The sequence below is a fragment of the Vibrio sp. 10N.239.312.C11 genome (genome assembly GCF_041466065.1).
Classification (GTDB): domain Bacteria; phylum Pseudomonadota; class Gammaproteobacteria; order Enterobacterales; family Vibrionaceae; genus Vibrio; species Vibrio tasmaniensis_A.
Window position 1 is genome coordinate 1 of record NZ_JBFSRZ010000021.1, and the last position, 15728, is coordinate 15728.

Consider the following 15728-nt stretch of genomic DNA (forward strand, 5'->3'; position numbering starts at 1 on the left):
GCTGATCAGATCGTAGGTTCTTGATTTAGTTCCATTGAATTACGCAACAAAGCCATTACAAAGTGTTATTGGAGTCCGTTGAATCGATTGATAAGTAGTTTAATAATGAATAATGAATAATGAATAATGAATAATGAATAATGAATAATGAATAAGGCTATAAGTATTTACCTGCATTTTCATAAGCTTCGATTTCTATCGGTGCTTCAACGTAACCAAAGATGGCTAGTTGCAATAAATACTTTTTAGTAAATGCTTCAAGCCCCAAATCTTCGACTTGTTTTACATGAATCAATTCATGAGAAAGTAGTAATTTGTCACCTTTTGCTTTGTTAGCGATCCAAATGCCATAACCAAATGCCATAACCAAATGTTGAACCCGTAAAGTAAGGAGAGTCAAGCCCCAAACGTTGCATTTGAAATAGCAACGATTCATTTTCAGGCAAAGGAATTGAATCGGCATAATGTACGCGGATTTTTTCAGGATATTTGATGCCAATCTTATGTGCAATTTCAACGTATTGAGGTAGTAAAGGGATACCTTGGGTTAGTGCTATTTGTTCATTTTTTCTTACATACTTAATAGACAGTGGGAAGTATGCTTCTAGTTGCTCTAATAGATGGCTAGGAGGGTTAGCATAGACGTCGTTTTTATCTTCACATCCTAGAATTGAAATAACTAAGATCAAAAGAGTGATAAATTTAAGTGATGCTTTCATTTGTTGCGAACTCCTTTTTATCGTTATTTGTCTTGTAAGAAAAGTAAGTGTCCATTAGCACAATAACAATATTCTCGAAATATATGACTTTGCCTTAGCGAAGGTTCTTAGGGTATTACTCTTTAAACATCGTTGTATTTGAAATAGGGGTTGTATTGCGATGGGGTTCACGTTTTCCCTCGACAAAACAATGAATTAAGTCGAGATCTACAAAGTTATATCCACGGTAGTAAAATTTTCGGTATAGCAAAAGCTTTGGATCGTAATGGTGTTCGTGCCGGTATGCTTAGTACCCAGTCAACTCCATATAGCCAGACCCAGAATGAGAACCTTTAATTATGATTGGCCCTTCCCAATAGGGTACAGACAGTGGCATTTTTGCTTCTGGATTGAGTGCCGAGACGGTCAGTTCGATTTGTTGAGTTGGAATCGAAACTTGCCATTCTGTTGGATAATCGCGTCCGTCGATTTCTGTTTGCTTGATAGCGGTTAAGCGGATGTCTTGCTGCTTAATCGCGATGCCAGAGCCATTTTGTTTCATCAGCCTTGCATGGGAATAACTGGCTTTGCCTGTTGTTGAGTTTCGAAGTTGAAATACCACCAAGCTGGTTTCATCACTCAGCCTTAGCGCAAACCAATCCCAACCTTGTTGCGAGTCGAGTAAAAACTGAGAGCTCCATTCTCTGTCTATCCAACCTTTGCCAGAAACCAGATGGGTTACTCCATCAATAGTTACCTCGCCCGATACATTAATGAATGGTTGGCTGTAGTAGTAGGAAGCCACTTTGCCATCGCTACTTTTAGTGCTGTAGCCTTGTACGCCTTGCTTTTGATAAGGCGCGTTGCTGGTTAACTTAAGCGAGTAGCCAAACTGATCTGAATTAGCGTCCAAGGTTGCGGGGAATAGATCATCGCTTGAAGAGTTCCATTGCCAGTCATCAAGATAGACACTAAATGGGGAAGTGCTGACACCCGCCAGTTCAGCTTGGTCACGTGACCACTTTTCATCGGCGTAGTGCTTATCTTTAGTGGTGACTGCGCTGTGTGCCATGTAGATTTGCTGACTTTGCCACGTAGTTTCCTTAGTGCTATTGCCACTTTCCAGCGGTGCGGCCGCGAAGCGGAATTGTGTCCACTGCACGCCTAACGCATTGCCGTCTTCATCAATTAAGTTTGCGGTTAAGTACCACCATTCATGACGAAAATTAGGGTGTGCTTGATGGTCGGCAGGGAAGGTGATCTCGATACCTTTTACTACCGGAGAAAATTGCGCTTGATCGATTGCCGTTTCATTCTCGGTTTGTGTTTCTGCGCCAAGTATCGAACCCATATTTTGAGCTGATGGTTGAGTGGACTCGTCGCACCCTAAAAGGAGCAAGATGCCAAGTGTGAGAACGAAAACGCTTATTGCTCGATTCATCACAACACCTCACTTTGCAAACTGGATACCACGGGTTTACTGACCAAACGCCACAGTGGAATCAAGGTCGCAAACACAGCCACAAGAATGGTGATGGCTGCGATGCTGAGTGCGTCACTCCAATTCCATACGTAATTTAAGCTCCAACCAAAGGCGCGCAGGGTGACGATGTCCGTCAATACATAACCGACCATAGCGCCGAGTGGTAAAGCGATAACCAGAGTGAAGGCGACCAGAACTACGATTTGCCCGACCACCATCGCCATCAATTTTCGCTGACTAACACCGAGCGCGTACAACCTTGCAATAGCGGCTTTGCGTGCATCGAGCAACATGAAACAGGCGCAGAACAAGCCAATCACCGCCACCATTAAAGTGACGCCATTAAGCGCCCGAGTGATAGCAAAGGTTTGTGAGAAGATATCTAAAGCGATCGATTTGATCTGTGCTTGATCGTAAAGCTGGCTAGGGTGCAAATTGAGTTGTTGGCGTAGCTGTTCGTACACCACTTGTGGGTCGCCATAGACTTTGATTCCCAAGCTGGTGGGTAAGCCAGTAAATCCGTTTTCGAACCAAAAATTAGGTGCAAGTAACACTTCGCCATTCGGTGAGCCGTAATCGTGGAAAATCGCCCCGACGATGAGTGTTTTGTCTTGGATCGCGTCGAGCTTGAGTTGGCTTCCAAGGGACAAGCCGAGCTTCACCGCAGTGGGTTCGCTGATCGCCACTAATTCACCTTGGTAAAAGCGTGACCAGAAGTCATCAACGTGAGATTGGAACACCATGGTTTGCTCAAGTGTGTCTTTGTCTTTGGTGCCGAGCAAAGTGGGTAATCCCTGCAAGTTATCATCGACGTAGTATTGCTTATAGACGGTTTCAACGTTCTCAAACTGTTCTAACGCACGCTCCACATTGGCGATTTCACCTTGGGCTGGGCTAACGTAAATATCGGCATGTAAGCGCTGTTCAAGCCATTGCTTTAAAGTGGATTCAAAGCTGCCGACTAAGGTATTCATTCCCATGTTAGCGGTAACCGCTAGAAGCAGCGCCATCATGGCAAGGGATAGGGGAGATATTAGCTCTCTCAGTTCAGCAAAAAGATATTGTATTAACCCTGACTTAGTGCGCTGTTCGCTCCAATTTGCTAACACGCTGAGTGTTTTGGGTAGATATAAAGGAATCGATACCACTAACACTCCAAGCCACGCCATGGTGAAGCGATGATGTTCGCTAAGCCATAACCCTGCTAACGCGATAACTGTCAGCACCAAACCGATAGTAAACAACTGGTTTTCGTTTGAAGCCTCTGGCGCTTGGTAAAAGCCGCCGTGGGAAGAGAGTGGTTGTCGAATACGCTGCTTAAAGTGTTGCCAACATGCAACTAACGTAGCCGCTAACGTAAGTAATAAAGCTTGTACCAGCCATTGCCACTGCCATGTGCCGGGAAGCAGTGTTGCACCATAAAGTTGCTCAAGCGTTATCGCGACGGTGGGATGCAGCCAATGGCTGAGTTGAATGCCGAGAATGAAACCAAGTGATGCGCCTAGTGTGACTAAAACCGTGAGCTCGATTAGCAGAGCAGAAAACACGATGCTTGGCGCAACTCCAGCTTGTTGAATTTGTACCAACAGCCGATTACGCTTGAGCAAGCTGTATTTTACGCCGTTGTAAGCGATGAACAAACCAACCAAAAACGCCAACAAACTCATGGCGGTAAGATTGAGGTGAAAACTATCGGTAATTGAACCGAGATCCGTACTTTGGTTGTTGGAAATCCATTGCCCCTGTTTGTCGATAAGGCTTTGCCACTTATCCTGAGTATTGCTGTTAGTGTCGCTCTTAGTGTCAAAAATAGCGATATAGCTCAGTTGCCCTTGCTTGTTCAGCAGTTGCTGAGCGAACCCAATGTCCATCAACATTCGGCTACCGAGCTGCCATTCATCTGGTAGTACCACAACCTTGGTGAGTACTTCATCCAAAGTGAGCGTGTCCACTTCGTCCAAACTCTGGTGCTGAGATTGGCTCATCATCACAATGGGTTCACCCGCTAAGAGTTGCGGCAAAGGTAAGGCCTTGTCGAACAGGGAAATGTTTGGCTCTTTGGTTTGAGTGTTGCTTTGTTCGTCGACACGAGCGTGACGAGATCTTGAAGTGAGGGCGGCGATCAACTCACTGCCTTGAACTGACCAGCGTCGGCCTTGTTCGTCTCTGATTCGCCCTTCAATCACGGGCAGCGCTGCGCTTAATCCGCTTTGTCTTAAGGTGAAGTAGAGCGATTCCGGCAAATAGTTTTGCCCTGCTGGTGGAATGATAAGGTTCTGCGCTTGGGCGCTAAGTTGCTCGGTCGATTCTGCATAACTGCGCTTGGCATTGAGGTTGATGGCTTGCACCGCGACAAACAAGGTGACCGCCAGCACAATGCCGATCAGAATCGCTGCGGCTTGCAGTGGCGACTGGCGGTAGTGTGCCGCGAATAGATTCAGAGTCAGTTTGGTATGGGTGAGCTGGTTCTGTGCGAAGCCAGTTTGTTTCATTGGATTACTCACAACGTTGCTACTCTTTGGGTTAGCTCCGCGTTCCTTAAACAACCATCATCTAACACCAATTTTGTCTGCATAAAGCTGGCACATTCTGGGCTGTGCGTAACCAAAAGTACGGCAGTGTTGCCTTGTGTGGTGATTTCACTCAGCAACTTCATCACCTCAATGCCGGCCTTGTGGTCGAGGTTGCCTGTGGGTTCGTCGGCAAGCAATAGCTTAGGTTTATGGGCTAGCGCACGCGCTATTGCGACTCGTTGTTGCTGACCGCCAGAGAGTGCGGATACGTGTCTTTCGAGTAGCTCACTGATGCCCAATGCATCAACTAAATAATCGCACCAGTCGCTCCATTTCTGTTGATTTAAATGGAGAGGAAACGCGATGTTTTGTTTTACGTTGAGTGGCGTTAATAAGTTGAACTGTTGAAAGATAACGCCTAGTTTTTGATGGCGGAATCGGCTCCACTGTGGATCTTTCCAATCTGATGTGTTCTCGCCATCGAGCCACAATTCTCCACCAGATAGTTCGCCACCGGATAGAGGTTCAAACCCCGCAATGATATTCAGCAGAGTACTTTTCCCACTGCCACTCGCCCCTGTCAAAGCCACGCTTGCCCCTGTCGCCAAAGCGAAATCGACATTGTCCAACACGCTATGAGTGTCTTTACCATCAACAAAGCTTTTGCTGGCCTGTGTGAGTGTGACAATAGGGCTTTCCATTTCCTTTCCTTATAACCAAAACTAACCATCAAAAGGTGTCATTACTTGTGGCAATTATTGAAGCGACAAGCTCTATAAAACTGTAGACAATAATCTCAAACAATAGAGCGATTTATATCGAATTATTAATAACTTGTACTTCGATAAGAGGGAAATAGATCAGTGCGAGGGAGAATACAGATGTTGGTGGGAATGTTTAAGCCATCAAAGATGTTTTCGACTTTGCTGTTAGATGGTTCGTGACCACGTTTATGATCTTAGAGTAAAGACTATTTGCTCAATATTTTCACGTAAGAAGACGCAATAACAACTTGTTGTTAACGTAATGAGATTAATTTATTCGCGATTGTGTACTTACACCACTAATCGCTAATACAAGATGGCAGATTCTATGATTTTCGAATATTATAGCTCTAATACTGGGATAGATATCACATTTTGGTGCGTGCATGTTTAGTTGTCAGTCCATTTGTAAACAGTTCGTTTTACTGCTAGCAGTAATTGTTTGTTCGCTTTTCACGGTATCCGCTAGTGCAGACACGAAAAGCACCTTGCGTGAAGAAACAATAATCATAGGGGTTATTAGCTCTAACCCCAAAAAAGCATTCAAACGTGCACAGCCTTTTGCTGATTACTTAGCTGAAAACCTATCTAACTATGGTATCAAAACAGGCCAAGTTGTTGTCGCCCGCGACTCTCGTCAAATGGCTCGTTGGATAAAAAGCGGTCAGGTAGATCTGGTTTCTGAAACGGTGTTTGCAGCACAGGAATTAATGCAATATTCGGGTGCTGAACTTTTAGCAAGACGATGGAAAAGCGGTGTGGCGGAATATCATTCAATCTTCTTTTCCAAACGCGATAACGGGGTAGACTCCCTAGGTGACCTGCGAGGCAAAACGGTTGTCTTTGAGGATGTCGGTTCTACTAGTGCATTTCTTGTCCCTGCGGCGATACTGCTTGGGCAAGGATATAAGCTCTATGAGCTAAGCTCCCCTAGAGAATATCCACCGAAAGACAAGGTGGGTTATTTTTTCTCCGATGAATATTCAAAGTCTGGAGGAGAATCTAACATGATGAGCTGGGTTCATCGTAATATTGTTGCGTCAGCTGCATTTAGTAATCTCGATTGGGAGAAAGAAATTCCCGAGCAGGTAAAACAACAGTTACAGGTAATCCATACTTCTCAAGCGATTCCCCGCTCACTAGTACTAATACGCCCTGATCTCTCCTCCGAACTTAAGCAAAACATGCTCTTAGTATTGCTTGCGGCTCATGAAAGTGAGGAAGGTAAACTGGCTTTGAAAGCCTATAAGAAGACGAAAAAGTTTGATGCTATCACACCAGAGATTGTAGAAAGCATTTCTTGGGCGGAAGCGCAAAAACGACTGGTTGATGAATACATCTCCCGTTAACTAGAGAAGTTATTGCTTATGAAGTTAAAAGGTAAATTGGTTCTCGGAAACATGCTTATGGTCGTTTTGACTATGGGCTGCCTTTCCTTGTCTCAGTGGCTGATATCTTCATACTATAGTGATGAAATTCTAGAAGAAACGGCAACGAATATTGCAGAGAACTTTACTTCCCAAGCTCAGAGTCAAGCAGAACAAACGGTTGAGTACCTCTCAGATGCACTTTTTGATCCGATGTATTTTTATGATATCGATAATATTAACTCCATTTTAGAGCCTGCCTTTGAAAATAAAGATGTCATATTCATAAAGGTTTTTGATGCTAATGGTCTGATAGTTCATACAGGAGAAGATGTAGTACTCGGTTATGGCTCCAACTTGGATATGCCAAGGGTGCAAGAAAATGTCTTGAATAAGCAAGAAGCTTACACAGAAATCAATTCATCAGCACTGATTGTTGCGCGGCCAATCACGATGAATAAGACTCGGTTAGGTGGCATAGTGATGAGCTACTCCTTAAAGGCTGTGAAAGACGATATCGAGAAAAATAACACCATTATCAAGGATATTACTGAGTCAAGTCGAAGCTATAGCGCGGTGTTGAGCATAACCTTGACGATGTTCATGTGTCTGGTCAGCTTACTCTTTTCCATGTTATTAGCTAAGACGATGATTCGTCCGATTAATCAACTCCTACAACATTCGAAACGCATCAGTAAAGGGATTTTCCAAGTACCAAACAACATTCAGCGCAGTGATGAACTCGGAGAACTTGCTCAGGCGTTTGATAGTATGGATTCAAGCCTCAAGCAACGGAATGAGGAAGTTGAGTTTTTAGCTTATAACGATCCGCTGACTAAGTTACCGAATCGCTCTCAGTTTATTAAATGCCTTGAACGATGTATTCATCGATGCAAACAGTCAAAAGAGGTGTTTGCGGTTTTCTTTATCGATTTGGACGAGTTTAAACGAGTCAATGACAACCTTGGACATCAAGCTGGAGATGAGCTGTTAAGTGAAGTGGCTCAGACATTAACTAACTCGCTAAAAAAAATGGGGCAAATAGCTACAAAGGACGAGCCTCAATGCATGATTGCAAGAGTTGGGGGGGATGAGTTTTTACTTCGCTTATCAGGAGTTAAGACACAGGATACAGTATCTAAGTTTGCCTCTGATATTGTGCACTCACTAAAACAGCCGATTTACCTCAATTCCGTAGGTGAATCGGTAGTGGTTGGAGCGAGTGTTGGCGTTGCTTTATATCCAGACTCGGGAAATACCTCTGAAGACTTGGTGAAAAGTGCGGACATGGCAATGTACAGCGCCAAAGAGAATGGTAAAGGTAGGTACTGTTTCTTCAACCAAGAAATCGAACAGAAGATACTCGCAAGAGGAGTCATCGAAAAGGAACTTAGATCTGCGATAGATGATTTTTCTCAGTTTAGGCTTTTATATCAACCAAAGTTTGACCTGAAAACAGGGCATGTCGTTGGAGTTGAAGCCCTTATACGTTGGCATCACCCTACAAAAGGCAATATTTCTCCAATTGAGTTCATTCCTATCGCTGAAGCCACGGATATTATTCATACACTTGGTGATTGGATAGTAATGCAAGCCTGCAAAGATATTCAGGAGTGGGATTTTAGACATCACCTTCCTCCCGAATTTTATGTTGCGATAAACCTGTCTCCAAAGCAGCTCTATGGTGATAAGGCACTCCGAACATTCCAATATCAAACAAAAAAACATCAAGTTGAAGTGACAAGGTTACATATAGAAGTAACCGAAACGGCCCTAATGTTTGATAAGGTAAGTGCAAAGAAAACGTTGGACGACCTTAGGAGTATGGGGATCAAAGTCTGGTTAGATGATTTTGGCACCGGATACTCTTCACTAGGGTTCTTACGAGAGTTCAATATTGATGGTTTGAAAATTGACCGAAGCTTTGTCAATGATCTTGAGTGCGATATGAATGACCGAGCTCTATGTGCGGCAGTTGTTTCAATGGCTCACCAGCTAGGTATTAAGGTCGTTGCTGAAGGAATTGAAACAACGATCCAGTCAAGCTTCTTAGCGCAATCGCACTGTGACTACGGACAAGGTTATCTCTTGGCCAAACCTATGTGTGCGGAAACGTTGTCGGAAAAACTTGAAACTGGGTTGAGCAAACCGAAAGATACAAACGTTATTTATCTGAAGTAATTAGGTCTTATTCAGAGTCTATACCGACCAATAACAGTGTATTAATGTCTTCATGGACTAGTATACATTCCAAACTCCCCCGTTTAACGCAGTGTTAGGAGGGTTACCTAACACGAGCGCAAGTTATCGCGATCAACGATGTACTAAGGAAGCAAGATGATCTTGCCCTCTAGGCGTGTGGTTTTCGATTCAATGAGATCAATCGCGGTTTGCACTTCATCGAATGGCAGATAGCGGTCAACGTCGAGCTGAATATCGTTTGTGATGAAGTGATCCAGCATGCTTGTGAATTTATCACGGCGAACATCTTTACCTTCCGCTTCCTCCCAATAACGTAAGAAGAAGGTGCTGAAATCAATGTCTTGGCTTTTCGCGTACTCAAAGAAGCGTGGCTCGTAAAAATCCAACGACAGCGTCCCATAGTTGATAAAACGCCCTTTGTTGCCAAGGGTGTGAATAAGATCGGTTCCGGGTGAGCCGCCAATCGCATCAAAGGCAACGGTTGGCATCGGCAAGCCTAACGCCTTAATTTGAGAAGCTAAATCGTCGTTTGCATCTAACACCCAACTGGAAGTGGCTAGGCATTGTTCCGGCTGTGATGTAACGACAATGATTTTAAAGTCGAGTGATACTGATAACTGGGAGAAGATCTTACCGATGGCAGAGCTGCCTGCGTTGATGATCAACACATCTTCTTGGGTCAGCTTAGCCACTTCTGTCGTCAACACCCATGCAGTTAGCGCATTAATGTACAACTGACAGGCGTAGCCATTGTCTAAATGCTGAGGAATTTGGAACAGGTCATCTGGTGATACATCGACATAGTTCTGCCATGTTCCACTGCTTGCCACAAGCACGCGCTGATTCACTGAAAACTCAGCACTGCTGGATTCTACAACCCTTCCTACCGCTTCAAATCCCGGTACTCTCGGCGGCTGGTGGCTATGTTTGTATTGGCCCACACCATAAATCGACAACAGATCACTAGGGTTGATGTTAGTCGCTTCAATTTGTACGCGAACTTTATCTTTGTCTAGTGCCCCTAAAGCGACATGTTCTAACTTGAGAGATTCTTTTGGCTGACCGAAACGGAACTGGCTAATTCGGGTATTTTGCTTAGTGTCAGTCATAGTTCGGGCACCCTTATGGATTATGAGTACTGCATTGATTTTAAGTGTAGCGTGTTCATAAACAATCTTGGGTCGCTAATATTGCTCAACATCGATGTTGTTGGCAATCGATTGTTCAAATTGAAATTAGTTAACCAAAAGTTGACCAACACCTATTTACAATGATTCCTAGTTTAATAACTGGGAGTTAAGAAAGATGAACGTGCCTGAAGTAATGTCTAAGTGGAAAACATTGCTGGCTCTGACCATGGCCTTGTTTGCTCTTAAGTTTCATCTACTTCTGATTTGGGGGCTATTTTGCTGGTTTTGGGGATGGGAAAATCTTCGCGCAAAAGAAGCCTTCTTTGTTGAACGTATTGAGCTAAAAGAACATCCAGTTTTGTTTACCTTAATCATCATCAGTTGGTTTGTGATGGGAGGGGTATATTTCTATATGGACAATAGAGTCTTTGAGTTTTTTAGCTCTTTGTAGCAAAGCAAAATTTAATAATTAGGATACGTTATGAAAATCTATTTAATTAAAGCGTCTGCTGGCAGCGATTACTCAAAATACAAAGCCTCTACGGGGGGACCTCCACAAAACATCTTTGCCGCCGCTGCTGCGACACCAAAGTGGTACAAGCTAGATATGGTTGATGAGACCATAGGTGCAAAAGCCGACCTTTATAATGATGCTGATTTGGTGGTGATATTTATGTCGACTCCAGATGCTTATCGGGCTTATGAGCTAGCTTCTAAATATAAGAAAAAAGGCAAAACAGTGATCCTCGGGGGGTTACATACTCAGTTTAACCCTTCAGAAGCGGCAGTATATGCGGATTGTTTGGCGATGGGAGAAGTTGAGAACTACTGGGTTCAGTTACTACGTGACGCAGAGTTTGGTTCGCTACAGCCTATTTATGAAAGCTCCGAGCCTGTCGATCTCAGTATGCTCAATCCATACCCAACAAATATCATCAATCCTGAAGCGTACAATTATACATGGTCAGTAGTTGTGACAAGAGGTTGCCCATTTAAATGTAACTTCTGTTTAGTGCCAAGGTTCTTTGATAAGTTCCAGAAAAGGCCAATCGAAAATATCGTCAGCGAGTTAGCGGATCTCAAGACATTAGGTATTGAGTGGGTTGAGTTACACTCCGACAATCTCACTCATGACCGTGAATATGCTTTGGCACTATTTAAAGCCATTGAGCCGCTTAACATGAGCTTCTATGGGGAAACGACAGTCTTGATTGCTCGTGACACCGAATTGCTTAGTGCTGCGGTGAAGTCAGGGTTCAAAGCTGTATTATTAGGCATAGAAACGCCATCTGAAGAGGCTTTAAAGGCTCAGAAAAAAGGCTTTGTGAAACCATCTAAAATGAAAGAGTACATCGCTGAGATAAGATCTCATGGTATTGAAGTATGGGGAGATTTTTTGTTCGGTTTTGATGAACATGACACTTCTATCTTCAAACAAACGCAGAAGTTCGTCGAAGATATCAAGGTTGATAAGGTGATCCCGCACTACATGATTCCGTTTCCCGGTTCGGAGTCTTTTAATCAGCTAGAGCGAGAAGGGCGACTTCTTACTAAAGATTGGTCCAAGTACGATGGTAGCCATCCGGTTTATCAGCCAAGTCGTATGAGCGTTGAAGAGCTAGAGGAAGGCTTGTATTGGATTTGGAGAAAGAATGCGAGCTTGAAAGAACGAGTTGTTGCCTGGTTCAATTAAAATTTGTTCTGGATACATGGAATGAAAATCGCGAAGGTTCATAAATAAGTTTTACTATTCGGAATGCTTGACTGAGTCAGTACACTTTAAAGGCTCCATGTGGAGCCTTTGTATCAAGTCTTTGACGTAGCGGTGAAACCTCGCGATCAAAAGCCATAGCTTTGTTTGATTGGATCGCAGACTAGTTTATATTTAGCATCCGCAGCTTCTTTCCCAGCAAATTCTAACATCGCTTCTGAATAACCCATTGCAGTGCCGAACTCTTCCATTATATAAGGATCTTCTTTGACACTCACTGTGCGATCTGTCGATAGCTCGACAATAAACTTAGCGTAATCTTGGTCTTTATCTAAGCCTGCCGCCCAACCAAAGCAGTGCGCAGCATCTTGTTTAGGGAATTCGTTAAAATCTTCACCATTCACTTCGGCTAAAACAGCACCCGAAACAAGCGCTGTAAGTAGTGACATGCTAATAATTAATTTTTTCATATTGCTTATCTCGAATATTGAATATGAAGCTATCTTATTGCGAGCGCTATGAAATAAATGTGAACATATTTGTTATTATTTTCAAGTCATGTGACTTTTGATGTAACTGTTTTAATCTCTTAGGAGCAAAGCATCGATTTTAAGTGTAGCGTGTTCATAAACAATCTTGGGTCGGTAATATTGCTCAACATAGCTGGTGTTGGTAAACAGTCATCATCAACGTAGTCGACATAGTCCGCCGCCGAATCAAAGATCAAAATATCCAAAGCCAAACGATCCAAACCATATCGGCCTCGGTGGATCATATCCGCTGAAAAAACCAATAAGTCACCGGCGGCTAATGGTATCTGCTTACCACCAGAGATGTCATCGCTGCTCACTTTGCCGTTTTCTTCTTGGCGAACATTGTACTCTTCTGCGTTATCCCAACGTTTGTGCGTGCCGGGGATAAGCTCCATACCGGGCTCATCAAAAAGGGGGACTCGCAGATGCAATACCTGGGTTTCCATGATGACTTTCATTTGGTCATCAACGTCGTAGTCGTATTGACAGTCACGATGCCAGAAGTCTTTTTGTTGCGGATTTACCGGGTTGAAGAACAGCTGTGTATTCATGAATGCTGGTTTGTTTGGAATCACCGCATCAACCACGTTCATCACTTGTTTTGAGCTGATGAAGTCAAAAAGCACACTTCTATCGTCGGCAGGCAAATACTCGCTTCCCGTAATTAAAGACGAGTTAAATGCTTCTTCTTTATAGAATTCTTCGTTGTCTGCTTTCCATGATTCATGGAATTTCAGCACGACTTTTCTAAGCGATGCAATTTGAGCTTCATCGAAATAATTTCTGATAACAAAGTAACCATGTTCGTCGTAACGGTCACTTAATTGTTGGCTGTTTTCTACCACTGATTACCTTCGTTCATTCTTTGCTGTGTAATAACCACAGGTTTCTTGGGCGCATAATGCCAGACAGTTGTCATTCAACCAAGTAACGAGTGCAGAAGCCTGTAGATTCAGTGATGCGATAAAGCTCTATAGGGCGAGTGTTACATGCCTATCCATATCATGGACTCATGCGATAAAAATCTCCGCATATGTGATCTATCCCTTATTTTATAAAATGAAAAGATTCATATAGTGAATGTTTTTGTGGTTTGCATGATTATTGACCATGTTGAAATTTGGTTGTGTATGGAAGATAGAAAATCATGGATGGTTTTTCGCTGGATATGAGAACGCTTAATTTTATTATTATTTTGTTCTCTTTCACTTACTGCATTGGCTTATTGCTGTTCCAATTTACGCAACAGCCAATTAAAGGGCTCTCTAGCTTTTCCCTTTCAATATTTGTTATTGGAACTGGGCCGTTGATGTTGAGCCTAAGGGGGGAGTTACCGGATTGGGTCACTGTTATTGGCGCCAATATGGTCATTGCGCTAGGCTTTCATCTCGCTTTGTATAGTTTATGCTTGTTCCGAGAATACTCTTTAAAATGTACCTACCTCAGCAGCTTGATGATGTTGGCTCTTCTGCTAGGTTTTATTCACTTCACGTACTATGAACCTTCCATCAAGGCTCGAATTATTCTCATTAGCTTCTATTTAGCCTTTGTCACTCTTTGCACTGCCTTTGTGGTGTTAAAGGGTCAACGTGATGACTTGAACTTAGCTACTCGGATGATGGCCTTATCATTTTTGATATATGGCGGGTTTATGGTTTTCCGAGTATTGGTGACGCTATTTTCAGCTGAGCTTCAGGATTTCATGGCAGCCGCACTCATTCATCAACTTGCCTTTTTAATGAGTATTGTTCTTATCGTGTCGATGAGCTTCACAATGCTCTGGTTGATTAATGCAAGGTTGCTTAGGTCTATTCATGACCTGTCTTACAGCGACCCTTTAACGGCACTTGGAAACCGCAGAGCATTAGATGAAATGGTTCCAGTCATCATGAAGCAGGCGGGGACTGCGCCTGTTAGTGCCATTATGATGGATATTGATAATTTTAAGTCGATCAATGACCAACACGGACATATTGTGGGTGATCTCGTCATCAAGTCTTTTGCTGAAATGGTTCAAAGTGCAATCAAAATATCGCCAACAGCCAGCGCGTTCCGTTTTGGCGGAGACGAGATAATGATTTTATTGCCCAATGTTAATTTCCTACAAGCACAGGCTATTGCTTGTAAGCTGCGATTGTCTATTTCAGAGATCTCAGCCGTGCAAGGGAATGAGATGTTTCTGACGTCGAGTTTCGGTGTCGCTCAGCTTCACCCACATGAGAGTTGGAATGGGTTTATTAGCCGAGCCGACAAAGCGTTATATCAAGCGAAAACAAACGGTCGCAATATGACTTCAATTTGTCCTAGTCATATTAACGAGCTCGTCACTGCCACATAACCAATACTGCTGCGATAGAAAGCAAGATGAGCGCAAGAATGTCTTTGCGCGCGATGCTTTGCCCTAACCAGAAATAGGATATCAACACCATGAAGATCACTTCGACTTGCCCGAGTGTCTTTACGTACGGCACGGCTTGAAGCGACATCGCGCTAAACCAACCCAGAGAACCGATAACACTCGCTAAGCTTGTCATGATGACCAGTTTAGATTTCTTGAATATCTGGCGCAGCGTGTCGCGCTCTCTGAAAAAGAGATACGTACAGATAATGCATGTCTGAAGAGTTATCACCAAAAACAGCACCCAAGCAGCGCTATGAGGGAAGGGCAGCCCTATGCTCAAGCTTGCTTCACGTACCCAAAGAGACGTTAAAGCAAAAGCGGTACTACACGCCATACCTAGTAAGAACACTTTCGGAGACAAGCTTCGCCAACCAGAAGAACTACTCATGATTAGTACGCCTAACGTGCCAATAAGCACGCCAATCCAACCTGTTAATGTTAAAGCAGTTCCAAAAAACAATACGGATAACACAGCAGATACGGGGGCTTCACACTTGGCTAAGCCTGCTCCTATCGCATAGTTTTCGAGCTTAAATAACATCACCATTAAGCCCGTCGCGAGGATCTGCATAATGGCTGCTGCAATAATGTAGAAAACAAACTCACCCGAAAAATCAGGTGTGGATACTGGCTTCCATTGATAGAGGGCACACAGATAAATTAAGGCGATTGGGGCTGCCCAGATAAAACGCGCCAGCGTCACACCAGCAACACTCATGGTGCCACTTAACTTGCTTTGAAAGGCATTGCGCCAAGATTGGCTGAAGGCTGCGAGAAGAGTAAAGGCTATCCAACTAAATGACATGACGCTTCCGTGTGTTATATAAAATTATGATTATATTAACAAATTTAACCAATAGAAGAAGGGGCTTGTTTGTTTATTGAGCGTCTATTTTCAGGCGATAGTCTATTTGGGGAAATCAGAA

Annotated in this window: 14 protein-coding genes; 5 read left to right on the top strand and 9 right to left on the bottom strand. The window is 43.4% G+C overall.

The window, feature by feature from the left end; translation table 11 throughout:
* Positions 1-157: 157 nt before the first annotated feature.
* The 5 genes from AB6D07_RS11040 to AB6D07_RS11060 all read right to left on the bottom strand — a co-directional run bounded on the left by AB6D07_RS11040 (position 158) and on the right by AB6D07_RS11060 (position 5395).
* Entirely contained in the window at positions 158-364 is a 207-nt protein-coding gene (locus AB6D07_RS11040) for a hypothetical protein (protein WP_241810817.1), read from the bottom strand.
* A complete protein-coding gene (locus tag AB6D07_RS11045) occupies positions 333-719 on the bottom strand; it encodes a hypothetical protein (protein ID WP_241810818.1) in 387 nt (128 codons plus the stop codon). The genes AB6D07_RS11040 and AB6D07_RS11045 overlap by 32 nt, the downstream gene beginning before the upstream one ends.
* Before the next feature lie 286 nt (positions 720-1005).
* Positions 1006-2139 (bottom strand): lipocalin-like domain-containing protein, encoded by a 1134-nt coding sequence (locus tag AB6D07_RS11050; RefSeq protein WP_029222876.1) that lies wholly within the window; start codon positions 2137-2139, stop codon positions 1006-1008.
* Positions 2139-4673, bottom strand: coding sequence for an FtsX-like permease family protein (locus AB6D07_RS11055; RefSeq protein WP_029222877.1), 2535 nt, complete (start codon positions 4671-4673; stop codon positions 2139-2141). The genes AB6D07_RS11050 and AB6D07_RS11055 overlap by 1 nt, the downstream gene beginning before the upstream one ends.
* 8 nt (positions 4674-4681) lie before the next feature.
* A complete protein-coding gene (locus tag AB6D07_RS11060) occupies positions 4682-5395 on the bottom strand; it encodes an ABC transporter ATP-binding protein (RefSeq protein ID WP_017102729.1) in 714 nt (237 codons plus the stop codon).
* A gap of 551 nt (positions 5396-5946) precedes the next feature.
* On the opposite strand from AB6D07_RS11060, the gene AB6D07_RS11065 reads away from it, so the two are divergent.
* Both AB6D07_RS11065 and AB6D07_RS11070 read left to right on the top strand, forming a co-directional pair.
* The gene (locus AB6D07_RS11065) at positions 5947-6807 is read left to right on the top strand and encodes a phosphate/phosphite/phosphonate ABC transporter substrate-binding protein (RefSeq protein WP_232281795.1); all 861 of its coding nucleotides are present in this window, start codon (positions 5947-5949) and stop codon (positions 6805-6807) included.
* 18 nt (positions 6808-6825) lie between these two features.
* On the top strand, positions 6826-9006 hold the full coding sequence (locus tag AB6D07_RS11070) for a bifunctional diguanylate cyclase/phosphodiesterase (protein WP_017102731.1): 2181 nt from the start codon (positions 6826-6828) through the stop codon (positions 9004-9006).
* Between the two features lie 143 nt (positions 9007-9149).
* On the opposite strand, the gene AB6D07_RS11075 is transcribed toward AB6D07_RS11070, so the two are convergent.
* Positions 9150-10136, bottom strand: coding sequence for a zinc-dependent alcohol dehydrogenase family protein (locus tag AB6D07_RS11075; protein ID WP_017102732.1), 987 nt, complete (start codon positions 10134-10136; stop codon positions 9150-9152).
* 196 nt (positions 10137-10332) lie between these two features.
* Here AB6D07_RS11075 and AB6D07_RS11080 point away from each other — a divergent pair, with 196 nt between their 5' ends.
* Together AB6D07_RS11080 and AB6D07_RS11085 are read left to right on the top strand one after the other, a co-directional pair.
* Entirely contained in the window at positions 10333-10608 is a 276-nt protein-coding gene (locus AB6D07_RS11080) for a hypothetical protein (protein ID WP_009845795.1), read from the top strand.
* Between the two features lie 30 nt (positions 10609-10638).
* Entirely contained in the window at positions 10639-11850 is a 1212-nt protein-coding gene (locus AB6D07_RS11085; RefSeq protein WP_017077341.1) for a radical SAM protein, read from the top strand.
* A gap of 146 nt (positions 11851-11996) precedes the next feature.
* On the opposite strand, the gene AB6D07_RS11090 is transcribed toward AB6D07_RS11085, so the two are convergent.
* Positions 11997-12338 carry a hypothetical protein gene (locus AB6D07_RS11090; RefSeq protein ID WP_017102733.1) on the bottom strand — a complete coding sequence of 114 codons (342 nt, stop codon included), beginning with the start codon at positions 12336-12338 and terminating at the stop codon, positions 11997-11999.
* 119 nt (positions 12339-12457) lie between these two features.
* Positions 12458-13246, bottom strand: a complete 789-nt coding sequence (locus tag AB6D07_RS11095; protein WP_017102734.1) for a phytanoyl-CoA dioxygenase family protein — start codon at positions 13244-13246, stop codon at positions 12458-12460.
* Positions 13247-13548: 302 nt separating this feature from the next.
* Here AB6D07_RS11095 and AB6D07_RS11100 point away from each other — a divergent pair, with 302 nt between their 5' ends.
* Entirely contained in the window at positions 13549-14739 is a 1191-nt protein-coding gene (locus AB6D07_RS11100; RefSeq protein ID WP_017102735.1) for a GGDEF domain-containing protein, read from the top strand.
* Here the strand turns inward: AB6D07_RS11100 and AB6D07_RS11105 are convergent.
* On the bottom strand, positions 14726-15607 hold the full coding sequence (locus AB6D07_RS11105; RefSeq protein WP_017102736.1) for a DMT family transporter: 882 nt from the start codon (positions 15605-15607) through the stop codon (positions 14726-14728). The genes AB6D07_RS11100 and AB6D07_RS11105 overlap by 14 nt on opposite strands.
* Between the last annotated feature and the right edge of the window lie 121 nt (positions 15608-15728).

Excerpts from the sequence above, each read along its gene's own strand:
- AB6D07_RS11040 (WP_241810817.1), bottom strand. The coding sequence starts at position 364 with ATGGCATTTGGTTATGGCATTTGGATCGCTAACAAAGCAAAAGGTGAC.
- AB6D07_RS11045 (WP_241810818.1), bottom strand. The coding sequence starts at position 719 with ATGAAAGCATCACTTAAATTTATCACTCTTTTGATCTTAGTTATTTCA.
- AB6D07_RS11050 (WP_029222876.1), bottom strand. The coding sequence starts at position 2,139 with ATGAATCGAGCAATAAGCGTTTTCGTTCTCACACTTGGCATCTTGCTC.
- AB6D07_RS11055 (WP_029222877.1), bottom strand. The coding sequence starts at position 4,673 with ATGAAACAAACTGGCTTCGCACAGAACCAGCTCACCCATACCAAACTG.
- AB6D07_RS11060 (WP_017102729.1), bottom strand. The coding sequence starts at position 5,395 with ATGGAAAGCCCTATTGTCACACTCACACAGGCCAGCAAAAGCTTTGTT.
- AB6D07_RS11070 (WP_017102731.1), top strand. The coding sequence starts at position 6,826 with ATGAAGTTAAAAGGTAAATTGGTTCTCGGAAACATGCTTATGGTCGTT.
- AB6D07_RS11075 (WP_017102732.1), bottom strand. The coding sequence starts at position 10,136 with ATGACTGACACTAAGCAAAATACCCGAATTAGCCAGTTCCGTTTCGGT.
- AB6D07_RS11080 (WP_009845795.1), top strand. The coding sequence starts at position 10,333 with ATGAACGTGCCTGAAGTAATGTCTAAGTGGAAAACATTGCTGGCTCTG.
- AB6D07_RS11085 (WP_017077341.1), top strand. The coding sequence starts at position 10,639 with ATGAAAATCTATTTAATTAAAGCGTCTGCTGGCAGCGATTACTCAAAA.
- AB6D07_RS11090 (WP_017102733.1), bottom strand. The coding sequence starts at position 12,338 with ATGAAAAAATTAATTATTAGCATGTCACTACTTACAGCGCTTGTTTCG.
- AB6D07_RS11100 (WP_017102735.1), top strand. The coding sequence starts at position 13,549 with ATGGATGGTTTTTCGCTGGATATGAGAACGCTTAATTTTATTATTATT.
- AB6D07_RS11105 (WP_017102736.1), bottom strand. The coding sequence starts at position 15,607 with ATGTCATTTAGTTGGATAGCCTTTACTCTTCTCGCAGCCTTCAGCCAA.